Source organism: Yersinia enterocolitica subsp. enterocolitica (assembly GCF_901472495.1).
Classification (GTDB): Bacteria; Pseudomonadota; Gammaproteobacteria; order Enterobacterales; family Enterobacteriaceae; genus Yersinia; species Yersinia enterocolitica.
Window position 1 is genome coordinate 3965410 of the sequence record NZ_LR590469.1, and the last position, 17409, is coordinate 3982818.

A 17409-nucleotide genomic window follows, 5' to 3' on the forward strand; every position below is an offset into this window, starting at 1 on the left:
TCCATTCTTGGGGCTGTTTTTTTGTCTTATACCAAACGATATTGATTCATCTTGATGCTCATAAAGCATTCTGTGCACTACCTCTCTTCCTGCCCCTGACCTTTCACTCATTCGTTTCACTATGAAACATCATTAAACTAACACTGTTTCATTTTGGAACGTTTTAACTGTCGATTCTCAGCCTGTTTTTTGCGCTTATAGTGGTTCCAGTTTCATCAAATTGACCCTAAAAAAAGATTCATTCTTACACTATCTGTTACGCTACAGGAGCAAGATATGCTGAAAGTCATTCAATCTCCGTCTAAATATATTCAAGGTGCCAATGCACTACAATCCATTGGCGAATTTGCTAAGTTACTGGCTAATAACTACTTTATTATTGCTGATGATTTTGTGATGAAGCTAACGGCGGATGCTGTTGGTACCAGCCTGCAAGGCAGTGAGCTGGAAAATCATTTTAGCCGCTTTAACGGTGAATGTTCCCGCCACGAAATTGAGCGCCTAACGGTTGAGCTGAAAAAACATCACTGCAATGGTGTGATTGGTATTGGTGGCGGGAAAACCCTCGATACAGCTAAAGCGATTGCTCATTATCAACATATCCCGGTGATTGTCGTCCCCACCATTGCTTCTACCGATGCGCCAACCAGTGCTCTGTCAGTGATTTATACCGAACAGGGTGAGTTCGCCGAATATCTGATTTATCCAAAAAACCCAGACATCGTCCTGATGGACACCGCGATTATTGCCAAAGCGCCGGTACGCTTGCTTATCTCCGGTATGGGCGACGCGCTTTCTACTTACTTTGAAGCTCAGGCCTGTTTTGATGCCAAGGCCATCAGCATGGCGGGCGGCGCATCGACATTAGCCGCCGTCACTCTGGCTCGTTTGTGTTACGAAACCCTGTTGGCAGAGGGCTACAAAGCCAAACTGGCTGTCGAAGCTGGGGTTGTTACCGAAGCCGTGGAGCGCATCATTGAAGCCAATACTTATCTGAGTGGTATTGGTTTTGAAAGTAGTGGCCTGGCGGCAGCTCACGCCATTCATAACGGTTTCACTGTATTGGAAGAGTGTCATCACCTGTACCACGGTGAAAAAGTCGCTTTCGGCACCCTGACACAGCTGGTGTTGCAGAATAGCAGTATGGAAGAGATCGAAACTGTACTCTCATTCTGCCAACAATTAGGTTTACCAATCACATTGGCCGAAATGGGTGTTTCACAGGATATCGAACGCAAAATTCGCGCGGTAGCCGAGGCCAGCTGTGCTGAGGGTGAAACTATTCACAATATGCCGTTTGCCGTCACTGCAGACAGTGTTTATGCCGCTATTATTGTGGCTGACCGTTTAGGCCAGGCTTTCCTCAATTAAGTGGTTCGACAGACAAGTTAACTGACTGAGTATGCCGGTGTCCCTCATCATCGGCTGCTCTCTTTCCCAGGCATTCCCGTTCGCGGAGCATAAAATGAAAAAATTAATTAACAGCGTTGAGAGTGTATTGCAGGAACAAATTAAGGGGTTGGTGGAGGCCCATCCTGAGCTGGTATTGCATCAGGAGCCAGTTTTTGTCACCCGCAGAGATGCGCCAGTGAAAGGAAAAGTCGCACTGATGTCTGGTGGTGGCAGTGGCCATGAGCCAATGCATTGTGGGTTTATCGGTGCAGGCATGTTGGATGGGGCCTGCCCCGGTGAGATTTTTACCTCACCCACCCCAGACCAAATGTATGAATGCGGTCAAGCCATAGATGGTGGCGAAGGCGTGCTGATGCTGATTAAAAACTACACTGGCGACATTCTTAATTTTGAAACGGCGGCTGAACTGTTGCATGCCGAGGGCATCGCGGTGGGGACATTGGTGATTGACGATGATGTAGCTGTGAAAGACAGCTTGTATACCGCTGGGCGGCGGGGTGTCGCTAACACCGTTATTATTGAAAAGTTACTTGGTGCGGCTGCGGTTCGTGGTGATTCATTGGATGAATGCGTAGCACTCGGCCAAAAAATCAACAATCAAGGGCATTCTATTGGTATCGCGCTTGGGGCTTGTACTGTGCCAGCCGCGGGTAAACCGTCCTTTACCTTGGCTGAAAACGAGATGGAATTTGGCGTAGGGATCCACGGTGAGCCCGGCATTGAACGGCGGCCATTTACCTCGTTGAATGATACGGTGGATGCGATGTTCGATACCTTGATTGAACACGGTCACTATAAGCGCAAACTGCGTCATTGGGACAGACAAGCTGGCGACTGGTGCGAAACAGAACAAAGTAAGCAGCCACTGGCGAAAGGTGATCGAGTCATTGCTTTGGTCAATAACTTGGGGGCGACACCTCTGTCAGAATTGTATGGTGTCTGGCATCGTCTGGCCGCTTGTTGTGCTGAATTCGGTTTGACCGTCGAGCGCAAACTGATCGGCTCTTATTGCACCTCACTGGATATGCAGGGTATGTCCATCACACTGTTGAAAGTTGATGATGAGCTGTTGTCGCTGTGGGATGCGCCGGTCAATACCCCTGCGCTGGTTAAAAAATAATGCATCAGGAGAAAGCTATGGGACTTACCAAACAACAAATTGTCAGTTGGTTACAGCTCTGCGCTGAGGTGTTCAGTGAACAGCGGGATTTCCTGACACAGTTGGATACCGAAATCGGCGACGGCGACCACGGCCTGAATATGAATCGCGGCTTTAATAAAGTGGTCGAAAAACTGCCCTCTTTTGCCGATAAAGACATAGGTTTTATCCTGAAAAATACCGGCATGACCCTGCTTTCAAGTGTTGGTGGTGCCAGTGGCCCCTTATTCGGAACCTTCTTTATTCGTGCCGCACAAAGTACCAATGCCAAACAGAGCCTGGATCTGTCAGCAGTCTGTCAGATGTTTAAAGATGGTGTCGAAGGGGTGGTGATGCGCGGTAAGGCTGAGCCAGGCGATAAAACCATGTGTGATGTTTGGTGGGCTGTTGTGGCGCAGCTTGAACAGGCAAACCAGCAGGGCGTGCCACTGGTAGATGCTTTGCAGCAAAGTGTCGAACGCGCACAGCTTGCATTGGCGGGAACTATCACCATGCAGGCCCGCAAAGGCCGCGCCAGTTATCTTGGCGAGCGCAGCATTGGCCATCAAGACCCTGGGGCGACATCGGCGATGTTGATGATGCAGGCTCTATGGCAGGTTGCCAGCCACTAATATGGCCAACCGAGAAGGTAATCAGGAGGAAAGATGGTCAATCTCGTTGTAGTTTCTCATAGCGCGCTGCTGGCTCAGGGTGTGGCCGAACTGGCACAGCAAATGACACAAGGGGGTTGCCAGTTAGCGGTGGCCGCCGGTGTAGACGACGTGGATCATCCTATTGGCACGGATGCCATCAAAGTGATGGAAGCCATTGAATCGGTTTACTCCCCCTCGGGCGTATTGGTGTTGATGGATTTAGGCAGCGCATTACTCAGTGCTGAAACAGCACTGGAGTTATTAGACCCAGAGATGGCAAGCAATGTGCAGCTCTGCGCAGCTCCACTGGTCGAAGGGACTCTGGCCGCGGTGGTGGCAGCTTCATCCGGTGCTTCACTGGCCGAGGTACGTGCTGAAGCTATGGGGGCATTGGTGGCAAAAGCGGCTCAGTTAGGTGAGGGCATTGCACCCGATGCTAACAGTGCGGTAGTGGCTAAGGCTGCCCCCGATGCACAAAGTGTCAGTTGGGTTGTCCGCAATCCTAACGGATTACATGTCCGGCCAGCGGCCAAATTGGTCGAAGTATTAGCGCCATTTACCGCAGATTTATTGCTGGAAAAAAATGGCCAATGCGTTAATCCGCGTAGCCTGAATCAGCTCGCTATTTTGCAAGTACGTAAGGGAGATACCATTCGTCTGCTAGCCAGTGGTGAGCAAGCCGGTGAGGCGCTGGATGCTTTTATGCAACTGGCCCATCAGCATTTTGGCGAGTCCGTTAGCACTATCAGTGATAGTGGATTCACTGGCGTAATGGTTCCTCGTGGGGCCATCACTGCGCCAGTGCTCCAGTGGTTACCTGCTATGCCGGTGTTCTTAGCGCAAACCATTAATGTCGGGAGCGTTGCTAACGAACAATTGCGTTTGCATCAGGCCTTAGCACACACCGTGGCGGATTTGCAGCAGTTGGCGCAGCAGGCAGAACAGCAAATTAGTGTTCAGGCGGCAGCTATCTTCAATGCCCATGCCATGCTGATTGATGATGAAGAATTATATGCGTCGATGGATAAGCGGATAGAACAGCAGTTGGTGTGCGCAGAATCGGCATTACAGGATGAGTTGATGAGCATGGTGGCAGCCTATCAGGCGCTGGCGGATGATTATCTGCGTGTCCGCGAACTGGATATTCGCGATATTCTTAATCGTGTTTTGGGCCATTTGACCGGGTTGCCGCCAGTTCCCTTTTCAGTCGACCGTGAAATATTACTGTTAGCGGAGGAGCTATTCCCTTCACAAATGATTGGGTTAAATCACCAACATGTAAAAGGTATTTGTTTAAGTCGTGGGCATATCCTCTCTCACAGCGCGATTTTGGCAACAGAATTGGATATTCCGATGTTAGTCGGGGCTGTTGGTTGCCTTGACGCCAGCCGTAATGGTCAAAATGCCCTATTGGATACCGCGACTGGAGTACTCAAACTCCAGTAAGCGGCGTAAGTCTTCAACACACATAATCTCCTTGAAATAGCAGTCTCAATCCAGGGCTGCTATTTGAGGAATTAAGTGACTCAGTGGCGTTAGAATTTGTTTTCTCCAGTGATAGCGCTCTTCTATTAATGTGGCGCTTGCCAGCCTGATGTTCGCTATTTCACGTTCTGTTAATTGGCAAACGTGGTGTATCACTTCCGCTAAATCTATGGCATCCCCCGGAATATGCAGGAACCCATTAATACCGTGCTCAACTTGTTCTCGCAGGCCACCTGAGTCGGCGACAACTAATATCGCCCCCTGCTTTCTGGCTAACCAGCGCGACTCCATAGGAATTAATCCATTCGGCTCATTTTCGGCAGACAGAACACACACCCGCGTATTACGCCACTGAATCAGGCAGGCCATCAGTTCGCGATCAAATGAATTTATAACTGAAGCGTGTATATCAAGCTGGCTGGCTAATACTGATAACTCCGGTAACACCGGATCACTGACGATAACGGCATGAATATCATCACCCAGATAACTGGCTGCTGTCAGTAACAAATCATAGCGTTTATAATGCACACCTCTTCCAAGCGTAATAGCCAGTGGATTTTCGAGTGATATTCCGTGAGCAGATAGCGTGTCGCAAATCTCTTGCTCACTGCGTATCCGAAACCATGGATCGTTAATATTTACCCCTGCGGGAACCGGTACCATGGTTTGGGGATCAGCACCATATTGTGAAACTAAGTGCTCGGACAGAAAATTGCTGATAGTACCCAGCTTGATATTAGGATCAATCTTCGCCCATTGAACAGGCAATGATTCAGCCATAAGTCTGTCAGGATTAGGTAATGGCATTTCATGATTGAATGCTGTGCCATGAGAAACATAGATAACCTTTAAATTTTCTCCTTCAATAGCAGTATGTAAGCTGACAATTAACGGGGTAAACGAAAATGGTAACTCATGGCAAAATGCCAAGGTAATATCGTAATTCTCACTAATATCAATAATCTTTGCGGCGGCGGCGGCAGAGGATATTTTCCAGTTTTGTAAGTTACCGAGAAAAGCATCACCGTAAGGCCATAAACACCCTGTTTCATTACCCAATGTCATGTTTGGTACCGTTGAGAATGATCCTCCTAGCTCATGAATTTCTTTTATATAATGAGTGTGGCAATCAATATCAAAAAATGTATTGCATTTATTGTATGCAATCTCAATAAAATGTGGCTCCAGGCAAATATTATGGGTGGACAAAAAGGCTATCACCTCAGGTAGTGCCTGAATTTGTCCTCTGATATAAGAGCCGACACCCCCAACGAATATTTGGATTCCTTCTGTAGATAAATGAATAATACCTATTCTTAGATTGTTTTTTTTATGAATGGGAAATATGTTTTCTTGCATATAAAACCTCGCAATTTTAACGAGAAATGTTATTGATTACTTTGTTTCTTCGATACCTTATAATTATTGATAAACAAAACATCCAATCCGCAACTCAAAAATAAATCAATTGCATCTTTGGGTGTTTCTACTATTGGCATACCTTTGGTATTGAGTGAAGTATTTAGCAATAGTGGTATTTTAGTCTGCTCAAAAAAAGAAGTTATCAATTTATGGAATTTTCTATTGATATCCTTTTTAACAGTTTGAACGCGAGCACTTCCATCAACATGTACGATAGAAGGGAGATCAGTTCGGTATTGTTCTTTGACATAGGCAATAAATAACATGTAGTCACTATCATGATCTAAGTGGAAATACTCTTGCACTTCTTCATGTAAAATCGCGGGTGCAAAAGGTCGGAAATCTTCCCGAAACTTCACATTGGCATTAATGTGATCTTTCATCTGCGCGCTGCGGGGATCGGCAAGAATGCTTCTGTTTCCCAACGCACGTGGCCCGAATTCAGACTCCCCTTGAAACCATGCAATGACCTGACCAGATGCAATAGAGTCGGCTGCCATGGCTTCAATATTTTCGCAGTAAGTGTATTCAATCTTGTCATTATGTTTTTCAAGCTCAGTTATTACGCTAATATCATTATAATTCTTACCAAAAAACGGCGAACCAGTATGTTTGACTCGCTCTTTTTTAAGGACTTCCAGCCAACCATAATAGCAGCACCCGATAGAAAGCCCATTGTCACCCGCTGCAGGTTGAATATATAAGTTATCGAAATTACACCCATTAATGAGCTTTTCATTCGCCGTGGCATTTAACGCAACCCCTCCGGCATAAGCGAAGTTTTTCATAGGATGAAGTTGGTAGTAATGGTTAAACAGGTAGAATAAAGCCTCTTCAAGTTTGCTTTGTGCCCAATAGGCCAGATCTGCATAATATTGGAAGTTATTTTTAAAGTGTGCTGGATCAGTATTTAGTAATGGGTCGATATTTATCCACCAGTCATTACGTAATATTACTTTTCCTGAATTTAAAAAGAACGGTTGCCAATTGATAACATTTTCTCTGCCATAGGGAGCCAGGCCCATTAATTTACCGGCACAGTCAAGTTCACCAAAAATATATAAGGCAATCCCCTCGTAAAATTCACCGATAGAATTTTCTATTTCCCAAGTTGATACGGGATAAATTTTTCTATCCTTCCGATTAACCCAGCGGGAAAAGTCTTTAAAGATGGGTAGCATTCTGCCATTTTGATAAACGTAGTAACTGCATGTTTCCCAATAACGGTAACGATTATTATAATGAATATTATCAGTGGCGGAGACATTACCATTAATATCATTACAGCTATCTACGCTACCACCATGCCCATCAATAACCACAACCCCCATATCATCAAAAGGAGATGTGCCTATTGCACTATAAGCATGAGCCAAGTGATGTGAAAGTGTCACGACAGGCACCATAGGAGGCAAAATTCTATTTTTGCGATATTCTAATTGTTCACTAAATATTGGGTTATGAGAATTTTGCTCTACGATTAATGTCAGATCATTATATTCAATACCCGCAGCGTCTAAACAGTATTGAATAGTAGCATTATCATTAAAACCATCATGTTTTATTCTTGATATTCTTTCCTTTTCTATTGCAAATATAATCTCTCCGTCTTTCATTAAGCAGGTGGAACCATCATGAGATAGGGCAGTGCCAAGAATATAAATAGGTTTATGCATAATTAATATCCTTATTAATTTACAATGGAGTCAGTTAAGTATATAAGCGAGACGGCGAGATAGTGCGAGTGTTGTTAATGACGGGTTGGCCGCACCGGGGCGCGGAAATGTGCTAGGGCCGATAGCAAATAGATTATTAATTTGATTAAACTCATGATTGTCCTTTAATATTTCTCCTAAGGGTAATGTACTGCCTTCATGGTTTTCTGTACCAAGAGGACTAATCCATGTTATTGGAACATTGTAATTGACTTTCCTTAATGGTGATCTCATTTGATTGTGGACATCTCCCATGGTACGGGCATGGATAATAAATCCTGATTGAAAATCTAAAGGTTCAAATGGGATTTTTGCATGGTCGCAAATTTCACGCCAGAAAATATCTAATTCATACTTTTCTTGTTTAATCAGTGCGTCATCTGCATCGCCCAAATCACACGAAATGGATAATGGCATGGTTTCACCATTCGTGGCGATGCTGATATTTGCATGAATAGAAGGAATTTGTTCACCCATCGTCCATGCTTCTAATTCAATACCAAGATCTGATTTGTTGATAGTAAAAAATAAATTAAATCGCTCACCCCTTAAGCTCGGGCTGAAAAATAGGGTGTGGGGATGGTTATCAATTAACTTCTTGAGTTTATCTGGAACTTTATCGTGCTCAATGGTGACATTAAATCCTTGAACAATATGATCAACAAGGCCCGTTAGTTTTTTCTCTATCAAAACCCCCGAATCATAAAGTGCTTGAGTGGCTAAACGTGAGTTTTCAATTGTCCCTAAAGCAAGTACACATTTATCTGCCAATACATGATGTATCTCATTAGATACCCTATTTTTTAATTTTGCACCGATGCATTTCCCATTTGCAATAATAAGCGCAACAGCTTCATATCCGGAAATAATGAGAGGGGGCGTATTGAGTGTATTATCTTGTTTCCAATAGGATAGGGGGGAATAGGCTTCCCAACGTTCATCCTCTCCTAGTGTTCGGGTGACTTGGGGGGCGACTTTGAATTCAAAATCAGCAAATTTGAAGCGATAGTCTGCATCATAGCTTTTTTCTGCCCAAGCTAATATTTCAGATTGTACCTGTGTATAAAGGGATGGGCCATCTAACCACTTCTCGGTGAGGTCACTGGTAATTTTTTCTGGCCAATATTTAAGAATTTCGGCCTCAATTGGCAAAATAACACCATGCCAATAAAGTGATCTCCCTCCCACTCTGCGCCGCAAGCATGTTCCTTTTGAATAATGCGGCTCACTTAAAGATTGCCACGAGCGGTAAGCATATTTATCTGATTCCTCATTCTTCCAAAATTCATCAGCTCGCTGGAAATCTTCCCCTGCATTGATATGGTTACAATCATCAGCTGGCCCTGCTTCTATAATGACAGTATTTTCTACTGCTCTATTATTTAAATGTTTTGCTAACTCTAAACCAGACATTCCTCCACCTAATATTAAAATATTAATTTTATCAGGAATTTCTGTGTGATTTTTAGATGTTGCTATCTTCGCAATATTCATGATGTACCCTCTCAAATGTGATGTTTATTTATAAACCAATGGTTTTACGTTGCAATCCTGTGGTTCACTTCTTAATAGAGATATAAAATCTTGCCATGGATCTATAGGAAATTTTGATTGAATAAGAAGCTTATTACTGATTAACTGCATTTTTATTCCTATCTCGCCTGCGGCATGCATGCACATCCATTCAAATAGTTGTTGCGCAGCATCTCTGGGAAAGCTTGGATCAACTTTTATATGATGGTATTCAGAACCATAGAATTCAGTAAAAGCAGAGTATTCTGTTACGGCACATGGGATAGTATAAATCGCAGCTAGCGCTGGTCCTAAACCGACGCTTTCAACATTTTTTACATTCGGCGTAAACAAAACAGCACCTGATAAAGTATGGCAAATGGTGAGCAAGTCAATTTCGTCCAAACACCATTTATTATATTTATTTCTATAAGTTTGAAGCGGCACCTCATCCAAAAAAATTATGTGATCATTAAGATTTAATATATTCACCTGTTCTTTTAAATAACCTGCATACTCAGGGTCTTCATTCATACTTCCGAATATAAGTAACTTGGGGAGAGATAAACCTTTTTCTTTATAAATAGAAAACAATGAATTAAAAATATCAATTGATATTTCAAGGCCTTTCACTCTAAATACCCGGACAGGTGCGATAAGAATAGTCGAACACGCGGAGATATTATGCTGCTTTAAAAATTCACTATGAATATTATTAAAACTAGATTCATCTATAGAAGGCAATATATTCGGGATAAATTTTGCCACCAGTTCTGTTGGGTAATACCTACATTCATCTGCCAGAGATTCAGATGCGACTATCCATTTAGTATAGGTATTGTGTTGTGGTATTGGGGTTAAGATATTGGGAGTTTTCGGATATAACCTTTCTGCATTTTCATAAATTGCATAGCTGCCAAAAAGATCATGATCCCAGAAGATAACACCACCGTAATTTTTTTTTGCCCAATATTTCTTTGCAGCATGATGGATAGCCAACGTAACAGGTACGGCATCAGATAGTGTCATGTTTAAACAGAAAAGCCAGTCAATGTCATTATCCTCAAGCCAATTCATAAAATATTTTTTATATTGTTCCGATATTAAAGATACATCTTTCTGGATATTTATTATTTCTTCATGTGTTAACTGGTCATATTTGGCTATTTTACTTCTTATATTAGTAAAGTCATTACCATAGTCTTCATTACACATTGAATACTGATGAATAGAACTCACTTTCATCCAGGTAGGATAGTGTGACTCTGGGTTCCCATGAGGAAAGAAATTAACCTTATCTGGCCGCCATGAAAATCCTAGATCTGCGGGTATTTCATAAGTGATCATATTATTTTTTATTGCCATTTCAGCAACATTTCTAAATATGGTTAATAGACCACTGGTTGGGAGACCATCTCCTGATATAATCGCCCACTTCATTTTCTTCATTATTTATCTCCTGACATTAACTGTTTAATTGAATTGACTTTACTGATAAAATTTTAATTAAAGAGAAAATTAATATGCAACAAATTAATATGGCAATAAAAGCCGTTCTCAGTGAAGTAAAATCTGCTAATATGCCGATTAATGGTGGTGATATGAGCAAACCAATTCTTGACATCCATGTTGCAAAAGTAATTCCACTGGTTGCATTTATATTAGGTAACTGGCCAATAAAGGATATCGTTAGTGGGAATATCACGGATATGCCTAACCCAATGAAAGAGAAGCCTAATATTGTAAAAGTAACGGAGTGAACGGATATTATTAATATGATTCCTATCATAGATAATGCTACTCCATATTTTAATGTTGTGAATCCTCCAAATTTATTTGTGTAGTAGTCACCAAATATACGACCAATAACCATGCATATTTGGCAGAAGAGATAAGGCAAGCCAGAAGTTGCTAATGAAACATCGTAAATATCCTTCATATATATTGCACCCCAGATACTGGCTGTTTCTTCTATGCTACATGTAAAGATAAGTACAGTTAAGGCTATAATATAAACTTGAGTCTCTAATAATCCTATCTTGTTTTTATGTTTATCAGGTAAGTGAAAATTAATTTCCGTATTAACTTTTTGAAATAATAGAATGTAAATAACTAGTGCTATTAAATTAATAGTGAGTAATGTAAGGTTGAATTTCTCCATTGAAAATCCGAGGCCAATCGCCATGACAGCTACCAGTCCGCCCCATATTGTGCCGATACTGCCTATACCATGAAGCCGATTAATCAAACTAAACCCATATGACTTTTGTATATTAAGGGCTTGTACATTAATACAAGTATCCCCCCATGAATCAAAAACACCGAACAGAAAAAGTAATAATGTTATTTCATACCACGAAGACGAAAAAGCAACTATTGATATAGTAATAATTAAAAATAAGAATGTTATATTTGTCGCCCAATATAATCCAATGAAATTTATAAACTTTTTTGAAAACAACCCGAATATTATCGATCCCGCAGGAATAGCTGATATCATTATTCCAACCATATAATTACTGAGATTGAACCTATCTTTTAAATCTGGAATCCACGGAACTAAACTGGCGTAGGCGATACCATGAATAAAAAATAGTGTCGATAATATGATGCTTTGTTTTTTTGTGTTTTTTATTGTCATTATATTTATTTTACATGAGTTAATTTCTACGATATATAATTAAAATCAAATCCGAGTATATTTCTATATCCAGTTTTTATTGATGGTTCCTTTAATTTTATAGGTGTAACTTGATGCCAAATGGACGAGTTTTTATCTATGTGAAATAAACCCTCACCGCGCTCTAATGTGTGTGATTTAATGAGTTCATCCTTTTCAAGGCAATAGAGTTTGCTGATGCCTCCTTCAATATTATATTTATCAATAACTAATGCAGATACAATATAGTCACTCCCATCTTGATGTAGACCTTCTGGCGAATTTGAGACCTGAGGTGTAGAGCCATCTATAATTAAAGATATTTGATGGCAAGTGACGCCTATTTTTTTGAGTTTCCTTTTAGGTTCGCATTGACACAACATTTCGATGAACTCTTTAATAAGTATCTTCAAAATAGCAGAATTGGCAATGACTCGATCCATCGGGGGAAAACGACGAATTAATTGTCTTAAATCTAACTGATGGTCGGCGCTTTGGGTAAAGTTGGTTAATGTAGGGATTTCAATAGGATTAATATTCCATTTATTATCAATGTATTCGGCAATAAATTGACTTACCCCTCTTTTTCTAAAAGGTTTATAGGAATAAAATATTTTTTTATCAGGCACAGATAATGTGGATATCAGGGATTGAATACCCTTAGGTACCAAACAATCATCAAGATAGCATTGTGCCTCCTGTAAAATTAATTTTCTATTCGCGAAACGTTTGCTGATAAGAAATCTTAATTGAGAAAACTTTATATCATTAGTGTCCCATGCTAATCTTTTAAATGATAGTTCATTTTTAATTAATTGTATATTCAAACCAAATTCATTTATATTGAATTGAATTACTTTATATTTAATAGACATAGATTACCTATTCCTAAAATTATTATTGATACGTTATATTTATGTGAGTAAATGATATGAAATAATATATACTAATTATGGCGCTTTATAATAATGTGCTTGGTTTGATTTTTTACTTCTCTATTTTTATATCTCAAAGATCTCTCTTCGGCAAGCTTTCATAAATAGGTGGAAGAATACATGTTTTTCAAATTATGTATTAATGATAAGTTTTTATGGATGGTTTTATAGTGCCATATTAGATAATTAACATTTACAGATAACAGAATCGCTTTATTTATTTTTGTTATTGATATCATCCTTAACATCTCGATATCAGCTAAAGGAGATTAATACTTTCCTTATGATGTCAATATAATGTCAAAAACGTGATCCGTGTAAATGGAATGTCGTTTCATTTTGTGTAGTATCTTTTTAATGCCGAATGACACTTTCCATCATTAATAGTCACTCAACGTTACTTTGGTGAGTATGAATTACTGAGGATCTCGAAATGCCGATTAATTTATTGGGTAAAACGCTATGGTTAGGATTAATATCATTTGCTGTATTGGGGACGGTGAATGCAGCGCAGTATAATGCAGTTGTTTCTACCACTCCTCAGGGAGACGAGTTTTCCTCGATTAATGCTGCATTGAAATCAGCTCCGAAGGATGACACTCCTTTTATTATTTTCCTGAAAAATGGAGTTTATACTGAAAGGCTCGAGGTGGCCCGTAGTCATGTCACCCTCAAAGGAGAGAACCGCGATGGCACGGTGATCGGTGCCAATACTGCGGCGGGGATGCTCAATCCACAAGGCGAAAAATGGGGAACTTCCGGCAGTAGTACTGTGCTGGTTAATGCTCCGAACTTTACAGCCGAAAATCTGACTATTCGTAATGATTTTGATTTTCCAGCCAATAAAAAGAAAGCGGATACTGACCCAACAAAACTAAAAGATACTCAAGCGGTGGCACTGTTATTAGCCGAAAATAGTGATAAAGCGCGTTTCAAGGCAGTGAAACTTGAAGGTTACCAGGATACGCTTTATAGCAAAACCGGCAGCCGGAGTTATTTCTCCGACTGTGAAATTAGTGGTCATGTTGATTTTATTTTTGGCTCAGGAATCACGGTATTTGATAATTGTAATATCGTGGCGCGTGATCGAAGTGATATTGAGCCGCCTTATGGCTATATCACGGCCCCGAGTACATTAACGACCTCGCCTTATGGTTTGATATTTATTAACAGCCGATTGACCAAAGAGCCAGGTGTTCCCGCTAATAGTTTTGCTTTAGGGCGTCCATGGCACCCGACAACCACTTTTGCGGATGGCCGTTATGCCGATCCGGCAGCAATTGGTCAGTCGGTATTTATCAATACGACGATGGATGATCATATTTACGGTTGGGATAAAATGTCTGGCAAAGATAAACAAGGCGAGAAAATTTGGTTCTATCCGCAAGATTCACGTTTCTTTGAGGCGAATAGTCAGGGGCCGGGTGCAGCAATTAACGAGGGACGCCGCCAGTTATCTGCGGAGCAACTTAAAGCCTTCACATTACCTATGATTTTCCCTGATTGGGCCGTGCATTGAAACTAAAATGGCAGGGACTCGCCACCCTTGAATTGGTGGATATCCAGCCGATGGAGTTTCACTTTTCGCCATAATGTGGTGCGGCCGATCCCCAATAAGGTCGCCATTTCATTCAGTTGCCCCTGGCAGACCAATGCGGCACGAATAATGGCCTGCCTTTCTAATTCTTGTAGTGATAAGACTGGCTGAGGTTGTGGCATATCCGGTTCTAATAGCAATCTTTCACCTAGCAGGTGCTCCGGCAAATCATTGAGATTGATACGGTTGTTGCGACAGGCCATCGCGGCCCGCTCAACCACACTTTTTAGTTCCTGATCATTACCCGGCCAAGGGTATTGGCATAACTGGCGAATGACACTTTCGTCTGGCTGATATTGGCAGTGAAAATGTTGCCCAAGGCTGGTCAGCGTATGCTGAACCAGTAGTGGAATATCTTGCTGGCGTTGGCGCAGCGGCGGGATATGCAGCTCAAAAGATTGCAAGGTATAGAATAGTTGACGACGAAAACGGCCTTGTTTTACTAACAAGGGCAGGTCTGCACCGGTAGCGGTAATGATCCGTACATCCACTGGTATCACTCGATTAGAGTTTACCCGCATCACCATGCCGGTTTTGACAATTTGCAGCAACGCGGATTGCATTTCTGGCGACAAGTATTCGACTTGCTCCAAATATAAGGTGCCGCCGTTGGCTAATTCAAATTTGCTGGGCTGCCCAGATTCACCTTCACTGGCATCACTACCGAGGAATTCCCGTGCCATAAGATTTTGCGGTAATGCCTGACAATTCAATACTATATAGGGGCCAGCAGCTCGATTGCTGGCATTATGAATGGCCTGCCCCAATTGTTGCTTACCCACACCTTCTTCCCCGTGCAGTAAAATGGGGTGTCTACCTTTAGCCGCTTGTTTGCCATAACGAATTAAGCGGCGCATTTCCAGTGATGCCACTGGCATATCGTCAAAGGTATAACTGGCTCGCCCTAATTGGTTGTTAACCATTTGCCGAAGTAATTCTTGTGGATGCAGAAGTGCAATAAATCCACAACGATCGCCATCTGGGATAGGTTTGAGAGTCAATAAAGCAGGAATGAATTGTTGCTGATTTTCAAAAGTGACTTCCACATGGCTGAGGGGGATACGCTGCAAAATAGCATGGGTTAGCACCGCGGGTAGGGTGAGCAAATCAGTGACTGGTTTACCGAGGCTGTTGGTTTCATTGAGCTGCAAGATGGCTGCTGCCCGGCGGTTAAGGTACAACAAACAACCACGTTGGTCCCAGGCCATTACGCCATCTTCAACGCCATCCAGCAGGGCGTTGAGTTCGTTCAGATGTCGGTTGGTTTCGGCCAATAAAGTATCGGCATGAAGGTAATTGCCAATTTCTCGGGCAATCGCCAGTGTCAGCGGCAAGTCACTGGCGGCATTATCAGCCAGTAAACTTCCCAGAACAATTACGGCCCGTTGGCGGCCACTGTTGTCATACACTGGCGTGGCGCAGAAGTGCCAAGGATGTAGGGCCTGCTTGAAGTGTTGCTGGCCGCTGACCTGTATTGGATGCCCTTCGGCTATTGCCAGAGCAGGGGCATTGGTGCCGATTAATCCTTCAGCCCAATAGCTGCCACAATCAATACCTAACGCTTTTAACTGACTCATGGTCTGCGGATGACCGCATTGCCACAGGGTACAGCCGCTTTCATCAAGAATTAGTAGAACGCAGTGGCGCGATTCCATGTATTCATAGGCATCCTCCAGTGCGGCCTGGCCTAACACCAATAAATCGTTTTTTCGCTGACAAATTGACTGGAAAGTTGCCCCTGCTGCGCGATGTGGTGCACGCCATTGCTGGGCTTGCATCAGTTTTTGGCAGCGCTGCCACGAACCGATTAGCGCCGGAGTGGCAACTGGCTCAGTGTTGCTCATTGAGTGCCTTGGAACCCGGGTGTCGCCAATGGATTTGGCCCGGCAGAATCAGCTGATTTTGCGCCAAAGGTGTTTCGGCGATCAGGGCGGTGATCATCTCAAAGCTATGGCGTGCCAACCCTTGGCAATCCTGTGCAATGGTATCTATTTTTAAGGGCAAGCAATCAAACAGGTAATGGTCATCAAAGCTACAAAGATGAATATCACTGTCCATTAATTGATGCTGATTGAGATAGCGCAATACCCCTTCCAACAGGCCACAGGCGGCGGTAAATACGGCTTTGGGCGGGCGGCCTAATTGCGCGCAAAGCTGGGCAATCATTTCATAACCGGAGCTGGGCAAGTAATGGCCATTTAGGATCCATTCGGGGCGGCATTCGACCCCAGCTTGTTGTAGCCCTTGCTGGAAACCCGCCAGGCGGTCACGCGTCGGCGAGATCCGTGGCTGACCGCCGAGAAAGTAAAATTCATCTGGATGTTGGTGAGCCACATTTTCAACCAATGCACAAGTAGAGGCGATGGAGTCGGTAATTACCAGCGGTAATGCTGACTCACCAATCAATCTGTCCATCTGCACCACTGGCAGGCGAGCATTAATTTTTTGATATTCGCCATCATTGAGCTGGCTGGAAGCGACAATCAGGCCATCAACCTGGCGCTGTACCAAACTGTTTACCGCCATCATTTCCTGGCCGGGATTCTCGTCGGTACAGGCAATAAGCAACTGTAAGCCTGCCTCACGACATAACATCTCCAGCTCTCGCGAAATAAGCGCAAAGCCGTGGTTGGTCATCTCTGGCACCACCAACCCTATGGTGTGACTGCGGGTTGAGCGCAGCGAACGGGCGTGGAAACTGGGCTGATAGTTATGTTCGCTGGCCAGCGCAATAATACGATCCCGCGTTTCATCTGAAACACGATATTCCTTACTACGTCCATTGAGCACCAGACTGGTGGTCGATTTCGACACACCAGCCAGTTTAGCAATATCGTTGATGGTAATACGTTTATTGTTTTTCACAGATTAATGTTG

At 42.8% G+C, this 17409-nt stretch carries 13 protein-coding genes; 5 read left to right on the top strand and 8 right to left on the bottom strand.

Features of this window, described 5'->3' with window-relative positions; genetic code table 11:
- Positions 1-276: 276 nt before the first annotated feature.
- The 4 genes from FGL26_RS18795 (at position 277) to dhaM (ending at position 4650) form a co-directional block, all read left to right on the top strand.
- A complete protein-coding gene (locus tag FGL26_RS18795; protein ID WP_005166846.1) occupies positions 277-1371 on the top strand; it encodes a glycerol dehydrogenase in 1095 nt (364 codons plus the stop codon).
- A 94-nt stretch (positions 1372-1465) separates the two neighbouring features.
- On the top strand, positions 1466-2533 hold the full coding sequence (gene dhaK, locus FGL26_RS18800) for a dihydroxyacetone kinase subunit DhaK (RefSeq protein ID WP_005166850.1): 1068 nt from the start codon (positions 1466-1468) through the stop codon (positions 2531-2533).
- Between the two features lie 17 nt (positions 2534-2550).
- On the top strand, positions 2551-3183 hold the full coding sequence (gene dhaL, locus FGL26_RS18805; RefSeq protein WP_005159131.1) for a dihydroxyacetone kinase subunit DhaL: 633 nt from the start codon (positions 2551-2553) through the stop codon (positions 3181-3183).
- Positions 3184-3216: 33 nt separating this feature from the next.
- On the top strand, positions 3217-4650 hold the full coding sequence (gene dhaM, locus FGL26_RS18810) for a dihydroxyacetone kinase phosphoryl donor subunit DhaM (protein ID WP_005166854.1): 1434 nt from the start codon (positions 3217-3219) through the stop codon (positions 4648-4650).
- Between the two features lie 45 nt (positions 4651-4695).
- Here dhaM and FGL26_RS18815 read toward each other — a convergent pair whose 3' ends face one another.
- From FGL26_RS18815 to FGL26_RS18840, 6 genes are read right to left on the bottom strand one after another with little or no spacing between them, the layout of a single operon-like run.
- Positions 4696-6051 (bottom strand): glycosyltransferase family 4 protein, encoded by a 1356-nt coding sequence (locus FGL26_RS18815; RefSeq protein WP_005166857.1) that lies wholly within the window; start codon positions 6049-6051, stop codon positions 4696-4698.
- Between the two features lie 29 nt (positions 6052-6080).
- Positions 6081-7790 (bottom strand): carbamoyltransferase family protein, encoded by a 1710-nt coding sequence (locus tag FGL26_RS18820; protein ID WP_005166859.1) that lies wholly within the window; start codon positions 7788-7790, stop codon positions 6081-6083.
- 30 nt (positions 7791-7820) lie between these two features.
- The gene (locus FGL26_RS18825; RefSeq protein ID WP_005166861.1) at positions 7821-9323 is read right to left on the bottom strand and encodes a hypothetical protein; all 1503 of its coding nucleotides are present in this window, start codon (positions 9321-9323) and stop codon (positions 7821-7823) included.
- Between the two features lie 24 nt (positions 9324-9347).
- Positions 9348-10790 carry a glycosyltransferase family protein gene (locus FGL26_RS18830; protein WP_005166863.1) on the bottom strand — a complete coding sequence of 481 codons (1443 nt, stop codon included), beginning with the start codon at positions 10788-10790 and terminating at the stop codon, positions 9348-9350.
- Positions 10791-10806: 16 nt separating this feature from the next.
- Positions 10807-11982 (bottom strand): MFS transporter, encoded by a 1176-nt coding sequence (locus tag FGL26_RS18835; protein WP_005166865.1) that lies wholly within the window; start codon positions 11980-11982, stop codon positions 10807-10809.
- A gap of 26 nt (positions 11983-12008) precedes the next feature.
- Complete coding sequence (locus FGL26_RS18840; RefSeq protein WP_005166867.1) at positions 12009-12875, bottom strand: 2OG-Fe dioxygenase family protein; 867 nt, start codon at positions 12873-12875, stop codon at positions 12009-12011.
- A 493-nt stretch (positions 12876-13368) separates the two neighbouring features.
- Here FGL26_RS18840 and FGL26_RS18845 point away from each other — a divergent pair, with 493 nt between their 5' ends.
- Positions 13369-14454 carry a pectinesterase family protein gene (locus FGL26_RS18845; protein WP_005166869.1) on the top strand — a complete coding sequence of 362 codons (1086 nt, stop codon included), beginning with the start codon at positions 13369-13371 and terminating at the stop codon, positions 14452-14454.
- A gap of 2 nt (positions 14455-14456) precedes the next feature.
- Here FGL26_RS18845 and dhaR read toward each other — a convergent pair whose 3' ends face one another.
- Together dhaR and FGL26_RS18855 are read right to left on the bottom strand one after the other, a co-directional pair.
- Positions 14457-16376 carry a dihydroxyacetone kinase operon transcriptional regulator DhaR gene (dhaR, locus tag FGL26_RS18850; protein WP_005166872.1) on the bottom strand — a complete coding sequence of 640 codons (1920 nt, stop codon included), beginning with the start codon at positions 16374-16376 and terminating at the stop codon, positions 14457-14459.
- Positions 16363-17397, bottom strand: a complete 1035-nt coding sequence (locus tag FGL26_RS18855; RefSeq protein WP_005166875.1) for a LacI family DNA-binding transcriptional regulator — start codon at positions 17395-17397, stop codon at positions 16363-16365. Before FGL26_RS18855 ends, dhaR begins: the two co-directional genes overlap by 14 nt.
- Positions 17398-17409 lie beyond the last annotated feature (12 nt).

Bases quoted from the DNA above. Each gene is read 5' to 3' on its own strand.
- FGL26_RS18845 (WP_005166869.1), top strand. From the start codon at position 13,369: ATGCCGATTAATTTATTGGGTAAAACGCTATGGTTAGGATTAATATCA.
- FGL26_RS18795 (WP_005166846.1), top strand. From the start codon at position 277: ATGCTGAAAGTCATTCAATCTCCGTCTAAATATATTCAAGGTGCCAAT.
- FGL26_RS18820 (WP_005166859.1), bottom strand. From the start codon at position 7,790: ATGCATAAACCTATTTATATTCTTGGCACTGCCCTATCTCATGATGGT.
- FGL26_RS18825 (WP_005166861.1), bottom strand. From the start codon at position 9,323: ATGAATATTGCGAAGATAGCAACATCTAAAAATCACACAGAAATTCCT.
- FGL26_RS18835 (WP_005166865.1), bottom strand. From the start codon at position 11,982: ATGACAATAAAAAACACAAAAAAACAAAGCATCATATTATCGACACTA.
- FGL26_RS18830 (WP_005166863.1), bottom strand. From the start codon at position 10,790: ATGAAGAAAATGAAGTGGGCGATTATATCAGGAGATGGTCTCCCAACC.
- FGL26_RS18815 (WP_005166857.1), bottom strand. From the start codon at position 6,051: ATGCAAGAAAACATATTTCCCATTCATAAAAAAAACAATCTAAGAATA.
- dhaK (WP_005166850.1), top strand. From the start codon at position 1,466: ATGAAAAAATTAATTAACAGCGTTGAGAGTGTATTGCAGGAACAAATT.
- dhaM (WP_005166854.1), top strand. From the start codon at position 3,217: ATGGTCAATCTCGTTGTAGTTTCTCATAGCGCGCTGCTGGCTCAGGGT.
- dhaL (WP_005159131.1), top strand. From the start codon at position 2,551: ATGGGACTTACCAAACAACAAATTGTCAGTTGGTTACAGCTCTGCGCT.
- dhaR (WP_005166872.1), bottom strand. From the start codon at position 16,376: ATGAGCAACACTGAGCCAGTTGCCACTCCGGCGCTAATCGGTTCGTGG.
- FGL26_RS18840 (WP_005166867.1), bottom strand. From the start codon at position 12,875: ATGTCTATTAAATATAAAGTAATTCAATTCAATATAAATGAATTTGGT.